This window comes from Pseudomonas sp. NPDC079086 (assembly GCF_044542155.1).
In the GTDB taxonomy this organism is placed as follows: domain Bacteria; phylum Pseudomonadota; class Gammaproteobacteria; order Pseudomonadales; family Pseudomonadaceae; genus Aquipseudomonas.
Map to the genome: position 1 here is coordinate 156939 of NZ_JBITTY010000005.1, position 10662 is coordinate 167600.

Below are 10662 nucleotides of genomic sequence, written 5' to 3' on the forward strand. Positions count from 1 at the left end.
CAACAGCCAGCGGTGACAGCATGATCGAGGTAACCGAGGTTTCCATTGCCGAACTGCGCGCCGCGCTCGAAGCCGGCCAGACCACGGCGGTCGAACTGGTGCAGGCCTACCTCGCCCGCATCGACGCCTACAACGGCGCCAACACGCCGACTCAACTCAACGCAGTCGTTGTGCGTAACCCCGAGGCGCTGAAGGAAGCAGAAGCTTCCGACGCACGCCGCGCACGTGGCGAGCCCCTCGGTCCGCTCGACGGCATCCCTTACACCGCCAAGGACAGCTACCTGGTCAAGGGGCTAACCGCCGCCTCCGGCAGCCCAGCCTTCAAGGACCTGGTCGCCCATCGCGACGCCTTTACCGTCGAGCGTCTGCGCGGCGCCGGGGCCATCTGCCTGGGCAAAACCAATATGCCGCCCATGGCTAACGGCGGCATGCAGCGCGGTGTCTACGGCCGTGCGGAAAGCCCATACAACGCTGACTACCTCACCGCCCCCTTCGCCTCGGGTTCATCCAACGGTGCTGGTACGGCCACTGCCGCCAGCTTTGCCGCTTTTGGCCTGGCCGAAGAAACCTGGTCCAGCGGTCGCGGCCCGGCCTCGAACAATGGCCTGTGCGCCTACACGCCATCGCGCGGGGTGATTTCGGTGCGCGGCAACTGGCCGCTGACGCCGACCATGGACGTGGTCGTGCCCTATGCCCGGACCATGGCCGACCTACTCGAAATACTCGACATCGTGGTCGCCGACGACCCGGACAGCCGTGGCGACCTCTGGCGCCTGCAGCCTTGGGTAGCGATCCCGAAAGCCTCCGATATACGTCCAGCCACCTATGCCGACCTCGCCGCCAAAGCCGATGCCCTGGCCGGCAAACGTTTTGGCGTGCCGCGTATGTTTATCAACCAGGATGACGCCGCCGGTACCAGCGAGAACCCCGGCATCGGCGGCCCAACTGGCCAGCGCATTCACACTCGGCCTTCAGTTATTGCGCTCTGGGAGCAGGCACGCAAGGCGCTGGAAGCCGCCGGTGCCGAAGTCATCGAAGTGGACTTCCCGCTGGTCTCCAACTGCGAAGGCGACCGCCCCGGCGCGCCGACCGTTTACAACCGTGGCATCGTCACCCCCGAATTCCTGCATGACGAGTTGTGGGAGCTGAGCGGCTGGGCCTTTGACGACTTCCTGCGGGCCAACGGTGATCCCAAGCTAAACAAGCTAGCCGATGTCGATGGCCCACAGATCTTCCCCCACGACCCCGGCACCCTGCCCAACCGCGAAGGCGACCTGGCCGCCGGCATGGATGAATACGTCAATATGGCCAAGCGTGGCCTGAAAAGCTGGGAGCAGATCGAGACCTTGCCCGACGGCCTGCGCGGCCTAGAGAAAACCCGCAAGCTCGACTTGGAAGACTGGATGGACAACCTCAGCCTCGACGCCGTGCTGTTCCCAACCGTCGCCGACGTCGGCCCGGCGGACGCCGATGTAAACGCTGAGTCCGCTGACATCGCCTGGAGCAACGGCGTGTGGGTAGCCAACGGCAACCTGGCCATCCGCCATTTGGGCGTGCCCACCGTCACCGTGCCGATGGGCGTGATGGCCGATATCGGCATGCCCGCCGGCCTGACCTTCGCCGGCCGTGCCTACGACGACTCCGCCCTGCTGCGCTGTGCCGCCGCCTTCGAGTCCACCGGCTCGAAACGCCTGGTGCCGCCGCGTACGCCGCCTTTGCAGGGTGGCTGAAAACGCAAGGCTGTGAGCCCGTCAGGAGTTGTATGCAATGGGCTGGCTGGCGCTGAGCGAAGCCTACCGGAAATCCTGATGGGCATCGCTTTACTCCCACTCCCATGTGTGCGCGAGAATCGGAGCCCTGACAGTGATGCGAGGGCGGACCGCTGTTGTCCGATTTCTGCCTATCGCTAGCGACCGCGTTGGGCGATAAATCAGTCCGCTTTTATCAGCAACGTGGCGCGCAGGGCACGCGGAAACAGGCGCTCGAACTCGTTTCTAACCACCGCATAACACTCACAGGAACGACCCTCCAAACCCGGCCGATCGAGCAGCGTAATACAACCACGGCTATAGCTGATGAGCCCGGAACGCTGGAGATTGCCGGCCATTTCGGATACCCCGCCGCGCCGCACCCCAAGCATGCTGGCGATCAACTCTTGGGTCATCCGTAGGTAATTGACTGGCAAGCGATCAAAGTACTGCAGCAGCCAGCGGCAGAATTGCTGGTCCAGTGAATGCACGCGGTTACACACCAGGCGCTGGGCCATTTGCGTAAGCAGCGCCTGGGTGTAGCGCAGCAACAACTGTTGCAGCGGGGCGGCGTGATCGAAGGGTGACATAAGCACCTGCCCTTTCAAGCGGTAGGCCGATCCCGAACTCTGCACGATAGCTTGGCTGAGGGTGGTCTCGCCGCCCATGTACAAAGCCATGCCAACCACGCCTTCATTACCGACTACAGCGATCTCCACCGAAGAACCATCCTCGACGCCGTACTGCAGCGAAACGATAGAGTCGGTTGGGAAATAGAGGTAACGCATGGGCTCGCCTGGACCGTAAAGCGCAGTTCCGGTGAGCAATGGAATCAGTTCGAGAAAGGGCAGCAGACGTCCTAGCTCCTCGTCAGGTAGGGCGGCCAACAGGTGGTTTTCGCGTGGATTAGCGGCGATCGACATAGCATCCTTTGAGCAACGGCACCGCTCTCTTTTGCAGGCCGATGGCATCATGGCGATAAACGCCAAGGAGTTCTGTCCGTTTGCGTACACAGCGCGAAAAGTTACATTTCGCCGGCCGCGCCTTTGACGACTCAGCCCGGCTAAGCGTTGCCGCTGCTTTCGAGTCCATTGGTTCGAAGTGCTTGATGACGCCTCTATCACGAGCCTGAAAGCAAAAGCGGGATTGGCGCGCAAGACGTCAATCCCGTGATGTCTTACTCGAGCGGCTTAGGTCGATGCCGTTATAGCCCCAATTGCGAAAGCCCCGGATGGTCATCAGGACGACGCCCCAGTGGCCAGCGGAATTTACGCTCGGACTCTTGAATTGGCAGGTCGTTGATGCAGGCAAAGCGATGGGCCATCAGGCCGTTCTCGGCAAACTCCCAGTTCTCGTTGCCGTAAGAGCGAAACCAGTTGCCCGAGTCGTCGTGCCATTCGTAGGCATAGCGCACGGCGATGCGGTTATCGGTAAACGCCCACAATTCCTTGATCAGCCGGTACTCCAGCTCCCTGCACCATTTGCGCTCTAAGAATGCTTGCGCCTCGGCACGGCTGGTGACGAATTCCGCGCGATTGCGCCATTGGGTATCCGGGGTGTAGGCCAGGGCCACTTTGGCCGCATCACGGCTGTTCCAGCCATCTTCGGCGAGACGGACTTTTAGCAGGGCCGACTCGCGGGTAAAGGGTGGAACAGGTTGGCGGATTTCAGCGGTAGACATGACGGTGGCTCCTACATGGGATGAGGGATGGCGTAACGGGTGGCACGACGCGGGGTGCCCGTAAGCCGGCAAACAGCCGCTTCAACACTCGCATCAGCGCAGCATTTACGTCGTGGCCTGGGTACTCAGGACCAGAAAGCAACTGCGGCAGTAAATAATTCACTTCCCAGTGCCCTGGCGTTTCACTCGAGGCGTCGGGCGCGTCGTAACGGTCGACTATTTCGCGGTTCATGTTGCAGCCCTCGCTAGAGATCGAGCACCAGGGGTTGGATAGCACCGTCCAGCTCCGCCGGTACGGCGCAGCAGATTAATACGCTGTCGCCCTCTGGCAGTTGCGCCGGTGGATTTGGGTAATGCACGTTGCCGCTGACTAAGCGCGTTTTGCAGGTGCCGCACAAACCACCCCGGCAGCTGAAGTCAGGGCTCAGGCCACGGCTCTCGGCCAGCTCCAGCAGGCTGCCACTGCCCGGCGTCCAGCGCGCCTCCTTCGCCGAAGATTCGAAATAGACCGGCACGGGTGCGCTGGCAGCGGGTAGCTGGACCGGCGCCGCAGACGGCTCAACCGCTAAGCGTTGCAGCGTCGAGGGACCGAACGCCTCGGCATGGATGCGCTCATCGACAATATTCAATCCACGCAATCCGTCGTACATGGCCTGCAGAAAACCGGCTGGGCCGCACAGGTAAAAGTCATAGTCATCCAGCGGCAGTCGCACCTTCATCTGGGCAAAATCGAGACGGCCAGTGATTTCAAAGTCGCGGCCAACAACCGTCTCAGTACCTGGACTGCTGAGTGCGCGGTGGATATGCAAATGCTCAGCATCACGTTGCTGCAAAGCCTTGAGTTCGGCCTGAAACGGCAAGTCCGCCAGGGTGCGGGCGCTTTGAAACAGATACACATGGCGTTGCCGCTGCTGCTGATTATTCTGCGCGGCCAGCTCGCGGAACATCGACAGCAAAGGCGTGATGCCGACACCTGCAGCGATCAACACCACCGGGCGTTCGCCGTCCTCGATCAAAGTGAAGCTACCCATGGGCGGGCGAACCTTCAGCACATCGCCCACCTGCACGTGGTTATGCAGGTGATACGAGGCCGGGCCCTGAGCTTTGACGCTGATGCGGATATGCCGGTCAGACGGCGCGCTGGAGACGCTATACGTACGGATCAGCGGCGCGTCAGCGTCGGGTGTTTGCAGGCGTATCGGCATGTGTTGCCCAGGGGTGAACGCAACCGCAGCCTTATCCAGCGGCTGGATAACGAACGAGCGGATGTCCTTACTCTCCTGCTGTACCTGCGTCACTCGCCACTGCTGCCACTGCCGGCGCTGTTCGCTTTGCCGCAGCTTCTCGTCCGCGTCGGCCCAGGTGCCGGTGGCCAGGCTGGTCGGCGCGTAGTCGTGAAACTCCCAGCGCAGCGATACGGCAGCCGGGCGCAGCACCACCTGCTCGACATCAAAGGTCCAGAGACGCTCGGCACTTTCAAATGCCTGGATCATTGGACTATCGAGAATCAGCTCGGTGCGGCCGGTGAGTTGCAGCATGTCGCCGCTGGCGAAATCGACAAACAGCAAGCCAGCGACAGGATTGGCCTGCAGGTTGCCCAAGGTATTGAAGAACAGGTTGCCGGCGTAATCGGGAATGGTCAGCCGGTTGCCTTCGACTTTGACAAAGCCGGCGCGACCGCCGCGATGCGATACATCCACCGAACGGCTGTTCGCGTCATGGTCGAAGTAGCTGGCGATAAAAAAGGTGTCGGCCGCACGGATCAGCTCGGTGGTGCGGGCGTTCAGCTCGCTGAAATCCTCGCGTTTGGCGCGGTTCTTCAGTGGCTCCGATGTGCGGGTATAACTGCGTGCCTGGATGTACTTGGGGCAGTTGCCGTAGGAATGCTCAACCGCAATGGCCAGGCCATCGGCAGAAACCTGCTGGATCACCCCGTTGATGCGATTACGCCTGCGTGTATGCAGCTCGATGCCAAGCAGGCCAATGGCGTGGCCAGGTTGCAGGCCGCTGGCGGCCGGGTCCTGCGCGTCGGGCTGAACAGCTAGTAATAACTGCTGCGGATCGGCTGAGGTGACGAAACCTTCTGGCCCCTCAAGCAGAGTGGCCCAGGGCCGCTGCTGTGCATCAACCGCGCCGGCCAGCATAAACGGCAGTTGCTGATAAAACTCGCGGTGCTGGTCGGGCATGTAATCGCGAATGACCTTCTGCCCAATCACCTCCATGCGTTCGGAGACGCCGTAGGTTTCCTGGAGCGTTTTTTCCCCGGCATGCCAGGGTGAGCGGCGGTGGTTAGGCAGATGATCCATGCAATGCGCTCCTCAAGAGAGCTGCCGGACACCCGGCAGCCTATGACGGACTCAGTTGGCGTGCAGACCTGCGGCGGTGCGCTGCATGGGCACAAAACCCGGCAGGGCTTCGACCCGCTCCAGCCAGGCGCGCACATTCGGGTAGGCCTGCAGCGAGACATTCCCTTCCGGCGCATGGGCGATATAGGTGTAGTTGGCAACATCGGCGATGGTGGCGGTTGCGCCAGCCAGGAACGGGCTGTTGGTCAGCTCGCTGTCCATCACCTTGAGCAGGCCGTGGGAACGAGCGATCACATCCTCGGCATTCAAGGGTGCGCCGAACACCGTGATCAGCCTTGCAGATGCCGGGCCGTAAGCCAGTTGGCCAGCCGCCACCGACAGCCAGCGCTGAATGCGCGCAGCGGCAAGCGGATCATCGGACAGCCAGGCGCCATTGCCATATTTCTTCGCCAGATACACCAGAATGGCATTCGAGTCGCTGAGGATAGTGCCGTTGTCATCAATAACCGGCACTTGGCCAAAGGCATTGATGGCGAGGAATTCAGGTTTTTTGTGCGCCCCGTTGGCCAGGTCGACAAACACCAGCTCGGTGGGCAGTTTTAACAGCGACAGCAACAACTCGACGCGATGGGCGTGGCCGGAAAGTGGGTGACGATAGAGTTTGATGGCTGGCTGGGACATGGTGCGGCTCCGTATGGGGTCAGGGAAGTCAGCGCGGCGTCAACCAAGTCGACGACTCTTGCGCTGGTGAGTCCATGCTGCGCCCGCTTGCGGTTAAGCAGAATCACCATGCAAAGCAATGCATAATTTCGTTTTATAAAAGAATGCGGCTACCACACGGGTATTGCAGCCGCGCCTTATCAGCCAAGAAATGCGGGGTGAGCGCGCAGCCTTGGCGTGGCGAAGTCGATAAAGGTGCGTACCCGCGCCTCGGCCCGACGTCCGTCGCGGTAGATCAACTGCGCGGGCAGGTCCTGGCTGGCAAAGTCACTCAATACCGGCTCGAGCAAGCCACTCTGCAGTTCGTGGTGTGCCTCGTAACTCATGCAGCGAATCAGGCCAAGCCCCAGGGTCGCAGCATGGATGGCCGCACGCTGGGTGGTGCAGGTCAGCACCGGCGCAGGTTTAACCACGCGCGTGGCGCGCTCGCAGCGAAAGCGCCATTCACTTTGCTGGCCGGCTGCCGTGGTCAGCACGCTGCGGTGTCCTTTGAGGTCGTCGGGCGTCTGCGGGCGACCCCACTTGGCCAGGTAAGCGGGAGCGCCGCAGACAATCGGCTGCACCTTGCCCACCGGCATGGCGAAGCCGGAAGAGTTCGGCAAATGGCCCACCACCAGGGCGATATCAATGCCTTCTTCAAGCAGTTTTGGCACGCCTTCGCTGGCCCGGGTGACCAGCTGCACCTCGGGGAAAGCCGCGAGATAGTCCAGGGCGATTGGCATAAACACCTGCTGATCCATCAGCAGCGGTAATGCGACGGTCAACTGCCCGGCGGGGCATGCATGCAAGCCGGCGGCCGAGCGCTCGGCAACCGCGGTGTGCTCAAGTATCTGCCGACAACTCAGCGCAAACTGCTCGCCCGCCGGGCTCAGCTCGACACCGCGCGGCCCACGCAGCAACAGGGTGTTATTCAGGCGTGCTTCCAGTGCGCCAATGCTGCGCATGATGGTCCCGGGTGACAGATCAAGCTGACGCGCGGCCGCTGCCAGGCTGCCGGCTTGCACCACGGCTTCGAACACCTGCATCTGCCGATAGCGACTCATGCGCTATACGCTCCCGGCCCGCTGCAGCGCAGGGTCCTGTAGGAAGCGGCTGGCACAAAAGTCGACAAAGGTGCGCACCTTGGCAGGCACCCGTCCGCCACCTTGATAAAGCACATGCACCGGCAGAGCGGCTGCCTCAAAGGTATCGAGGATGATCTCCAACTCGCCCTTCGCGACCAGTTCGGCCACTTGATACGACAGCACCCGCGTCAGCCCCCAGCCCGTGCGTACGGCATTGATTGCCGCCTGATTGGAGCTCACCAGCAGGCGCGGCTTAGGGTGCAGGGTGAGAGAACTGCTGCCCAGGTTGAACTGCCAGTCGGTGAGCAGGCTGCTGGCAGAGGACATCACGATGGGCGCGGCCATGACTTCCTTGGGTTCTTGCGGCCGGCCAAAGCGTTCGAGAAAGGCCGGCGCGGCACAGATAACCGGGCGAATGTGCCCGACCTTGATGGCCTGCAGACCGGTTTCTGGCAACTGACCGATGCGGATCGCGACATCCACGCCCTCCTCCACCATGTTCACCAGGCGATCCACCAACAGCGCGTTGATCGCCACCTGTGGATGCGCCGACAGGTACTCGGTAATCAGCGGAATCAGGTACAACTCGCCGAACATCACCGGCGCCGTCACGGTCAGGTTACCCCGCGCCCGAATGCTGCTGCCGGTGGCCAACTCTTCTGCCTCTTCCAGCTCCAGGAGGATGCGTTTGCAGTCCTCCACATAGCGCCGACCAGCCTCAGTCAGGCGCAAACTCCGCGTGCTACGCGCTAACAGCAGCGTACCCAGGCGCTTCTCCAACCCAGCAATCACCCGGGTCACACTGGGTGGCGACATGCCCACCAGCTTGGCGCCCCCGGCAAAGCTTTCCGCCTCAGCAACGGCCAGCAGCACCTTCATTTCCTGAAACCTGTCCACACTCACCGTCCAGCTTCGAGATAGGCGCTAAGAATTGCATAAAACGCGACTGGCGTAGCATTTGCGCGCCGCCTATCAGCGGACTGCTGCGGACAGCCTGGAGAATTACCCCCGCCCGCTTTCGCCGAGCAGATTGGCACGGGCCAGGGCGGTGAACGCCTTGAGTGCGGCGGAGGGGTTGCGGCGGTTCGGGTAGTACAGGCACAGGTTGTCTCGCGCAGGCGTCCACTCATCCAGTACCCGCTCGAACTGCCCAGCCTCAAGTTCAGCCTGAACGTCCTGCTCCATAAAAAAACCGAGCCCTACACCTTCCTGCACCACCGCCTTGACGACACTCGACTCGTCCAGCGTGAGTTGGCCGTTCACATCAAGTCGGGTGACTTCGCCCGCTCGCTCGAAATGCCAGGGGTAAATCGCCCCATTGGGTAGGCGGATGCGGATGCAGTGATGGTTGAGCAGGTCCGCCGGGCTGCGCGGCCGGCCGTGCTTGGCGAAGTACGCGGGCGAACCGACCACGGCATACCGTTGCGCCTGACCCAGTGAGATTACGATCATGTCTGTGGGTACCAGATTGGCAGAGCGGACACCGAGATCGAAACCGTCCGCGACGATGTCCACCAGGCGACCCTCGGTCACGAGGTCGATGTGCACCTTCGGATAACGCTGCAAAAACTCCAGCACCAGCGGCAGCAGCGCTGCGCGGGCAGCACTGGCGAACGCGTTGATGCGCAACACGCCCGAAGGCCCGGCATTGTGCGAGCGAACCGTTTCCAGCGCAGTGCGTACGTCTTGCAAAGCTGGCCCCACGTGCTCCAGATACAGGGTGCCCGCCTCGGTCAACGACACGCTGCGGGTGGTGCGATTGAACAGCCGTGTTTCGAGGCTCGTCTCCAGTTTGGCAATGGTATTGCTCAATGCAGTGGTTGAAATGCCGAGGTCGATAGCCGCCTGCCGAAACGAAGCCCGGCGCGCCACAGCCATTACCGCTTCCAACTCATTGAGGCCAAGACGCGAGTCTGCCATTCGATTGTCCTTATATTAGGGATAGGTCATTAACGTTTATCCCAGTTGAGCAAACTATCAACTGAGCGGCAAGATCACAGTCGTGAATCCCAACTAACTGTGAGAGGAGATCAGGCCATGAACCTGCAACTGCCTGACGCCGTAGCAACCTATTTCGACATCAGCAATGGCGGCGACGCGTCGCGCCTTGCCACCTGCTTCTACGCAGATGCCATCGTGACCGACGAAAACCGCACGCACCAAGGCATTGAGGCCATCGCAGCCTGGCAACACGAGGCCCGCCAGGCATTCACCTACAGTGTCGAGCCGTTGCAAGCGGTGCATAAGGACAGCACGCTGACCGTCACGGCGCGCCTGGTCGGTAACTTCCCCGCCAGCCCGCTGCAGCTGAACCACGTGTTCCTGTTGCAAGACGGCCAGATCCGCTCGCTGGAGATTGCGCCATGAACCTCGACCTGAGCGGTAAACGCGTGCTGGTCACCGGTGGCACCAAAGGCGTCGGGCGCGCGGTAGTTGAACTGTTCCTTGCGCAGGGCGCACAGGTGCTGACCTCGGCTCGGCAGTCCAACAGCGATCTGCCGGCTGAGCTGTTCGTGCAGGCCGATCTCTCGACCCGAGAAGGCTGCGCAACACTGGTGGCCGCGACTAAACAACGGTTGGGCAGTGCTGACATCATCGTCCACGTCCTGGGTGGTTCATCGGCACCCAGCGGCGGCTTTGCGGTATTGGACGACGAGCAATGGCAACGCGAACTCGACTTGAACCTGCTGCCGGCCGTGCGCCTGGATCGCGCCCTGCTCCCGGCAATGCTGGAACGCAAGAGTGGCGTGATCATCCATGTAACCTCCATCCAGAACCGCCTGCCCTTGCCCGAAGCCACTACAGCTTATGCGGCGGCCAAGGCAGCACTCTCGACCTACAGCAAAAGCCTGTCGAAAGAAGTCTCGCCAAAAGGCGTGCGTGTTATCCGGGTATCGCCGGGCTGGATCGAGACCGAAGCGTCGGTCGCATTGGCCGAGCGGCTAGCGCAAGAGGCAGGTACCGATTACGCTGGCGGCAAACAAATCATCATGGATGCCCTCGGTGGTATTCCGCTCGGCCGCCCTTCCAAGCCGTCAGAGGTTGCCGACCTGATTGCCTTCCTGGCTTCGCCTCGCGCGGCATTTATCACCGGAAGTGAATTCGTCATCGATGGCGGAACGGTACCGACCGCCTAGCGGCCG

10 protein-coding genes and 1 pseudogene are annotated in these 10662 nt (G+C 61.7%); 4 read left to right on the forward strand and 7 right to left on the reverse strand.

Annotation, left to right across the window (positions count from 1 at the left end; all coding sequences use genetic code 11):
- Positions 1-20 precede the first annotated feature (20 nt).
- Positions 21-1730 (forward strand): amidase, encoded by a 1710-nt coding sequence (locus ACIGEK_RS20255; RefSeq protein ID WP_397495045.1) that lies wholly within the window; start codon positions 21-23, stop codon positions 1728-1730.
- Positions 1731-1930: 200 nt separating this feature from the next.
- Here the strand turns inward: ACIGEK_RS20255 and ACIGEK_RS20260 are convergent, their stop codons facing one another.
- Positions 1931-2671 carry a Crp/Fnr family transcriptional regulator gene (locus ACIGEK_RS20260; protein WP_397495046.1) on the reverse strand — a complete coding sequence of 247 codons (741 nt, stop codon included), beginning with the start codon at positions 2669-2671 and terminating at the stop codon, positions 1931-1933.
- Positions 2672-2772: 101 nt separating this feature from the next.
- Between ACIGEK_RS20260 and ACIGEK_RS20265 the strand changes: the two are divergent.
- Positions 2773-2880 (forward strand): annotated as a pseudogene (locus ACIGEK_RS20265) (hypothetical protein); the annotation flags it as partial.
- Positions 2881-2952: 72 nt separating this feature from the next.
- Here ACIGEK_RS20265 and ACIGEK_RS20270 read toward each other — a convergent pair.
- From ACIGEK_RS20270 to ACIGEK_RS20295, 6 genes are all read right to left on the reverse strand, one after another.
- Positions 2953-3429, reverse strand: a complete 477-nt coding sequence (locus ACIGEK_RS20270) for a DUF1348 family protein (protein ID WP_397495047.1) — start codon at positions 3427-3429, stop codon at positions 2953-2955.
- 245 nt (positions 3430-3674) lie between these two features.
- A complete protein-coding gene (locus tag ACIGEK_RS20275) occupies positions 3675-5735 on the reverse strand; it encodes a pyridoxamine 5'-phosphate oxidase family protein (protein ID WP_397495048.1) in 2061 nt (686 codons plus the stop codon).
- Positions 5736-5786: 51 nt separating this feature from the next.
- Positions 5787-6416, reverse strand: coding sequence for a glutathione S-transferase (locus ACIGEK_RS20280; protein WP_397495049.1), 630 nt, complete (start codon positions 6414-6416; stop codon positions 5787-5789).
- A 179-nt stretch (positions 6417-6595) separates the two neighbouring features.
- Positions 6596-7498, reverse strand: coding sequence for a LysR family transcriptional regulator (locus ACIGEK_RS20285; protein ID WP_397495050.1), 903 nt, complete (start codon positions 7496-7498; stop codon positions 6596-6598).
- A 3-nt stretch (positions 7499-7501) separates the two neighbouring features.
- On the reverse strand, positions 7502-8398 hold the full coding sequence (locus ACIGEK_RS20290) for a LysR family transcriptional regulator (protein ID WP_397495051.1): 897 nt from the start codon (positions 8396-8398) through the stop codon (positions 7502-7504).
- Positions 8399-8521: 123 nt separating this feature from the next.
- Positions 8522-9439 carry a LysR family transcriptional regulator gene (locus ACIGEK_RS20295; protein WP_397495052.1) on the reverse strand — a complete coding sequence of 306 codons (918 nt, stop codon included), beginning with the start codon at positions 9437-9439 and terminating at the stop codon, positions 8522-8524.
- A gap of 117 nt (positions 9440-9556) precedes the next feature.
- Here ACIGEK_RS20295 and ACIGEK_RS20300 point away from each other — a divergent pair, with 117 nt between their 5' ends.
- Both ACIGEK_RS20300 and ACIGEK_RS20305 read left to right on the forward strand, forming a co-directional pair.
- A complete protein-coding gene (locus tag ACIGEK_RS20300; RefSeq protein ID WP_397495053.1) occupies positions 9557-9886 on the forward strand; it encodes a nuclear transport factor 2 family protein in 330 nt (109 codons plus the stop codon).
- A complete protein-coding gene (locus tag ACIGEK_RS20305; RefSeq protein WP_397495054.1) occupies positions 9883-10656 on the forward strand; it encodes an SDR family oxidoreductase in 774 nt (257 codons plus the stop codon). Before ACIGEK_RS20300 ends, ACIGEK_RS20305 begins: the two co-directional genes overlap by 4 nt.
- Positions 10657-10662 lie beyond the last annotated feature (6 nt).

Bases quoted from the DNA above. Each gene is read 5' to 3' on its own strand.
- ACIGEK_RS20275 (WP_397495048.1), bottom strand. From the start codon at position 5,735: ATGGATCATCTGCCTAACCACCGCCGCTCACCCTGGCATGCCGGGGAA.
- ACIGEK_RS20290 (WP_397495051.1), bottom strand. From the start codon at position 8,398: ATGAAGGTGCTGCTGGCCGTTGCTGAGGCGGAAAGCTTTGCCGGGGGC.
- ACIGEK_RS20260 (WP_397495046.1), bottom strand. From the start codon at position 2,671: ATGTCGATCGCCGCTAATCCACGCGAAAACCACCTGTTGGCCGCCCTA.
- ACIGEK_RS20285 (WP_397495050.1), bottom strand. From the start codon at position 7,498: ATGAGTCGCTATCGGCAGATGCAGGTGTTCGAAGCCGTGGTGCAAGCC.
- ACIGEK_RS20280 (WP_397495049.1), bottom strand. From the start codon at position 6,416: ATGTCCCAGCCAGCCATCAAACTCTATCGTCACCCACTTTCCGGCCAC.
- ACIGEK_RS20255 (WP_397495045.1), top strand. From the start codon at position 21: ATGATCGAGGTAACCGAGGTTTCCATTGCCGAACTGCGCGCCGCGCTC.
- ACIGEK_RS20270 (WP_397495047.1), bottom strand. From the start codon at position 3,429: ATGTCTACCGCTGAAATCCGCCAACCTGTTCCACCCTTTACCCGCGAG.
- ACIGEK_RS20300 (WP_397495053.1), top strand. From the start codon at position 9,557: ATGAACCTGCAACTGCCTGACGCCGTAGCAACCTATTTCGACATCAGC.
- ACIGEK_RS20305 (WP_397495054.1), top strand. From the start codon at position 9,883: ATGAACCTCGACCTGAGCGGTAAACGCGTGCTGGTCACCGGTGGCACC.
- ACIGEK_RS20295 (WP_397495052.1), bottom strand. From the start codon at position 9,439: ATGGCAGACTCGCGTCTTGGCCTCAATGAGTTGGAAGCGGTAATGGCT.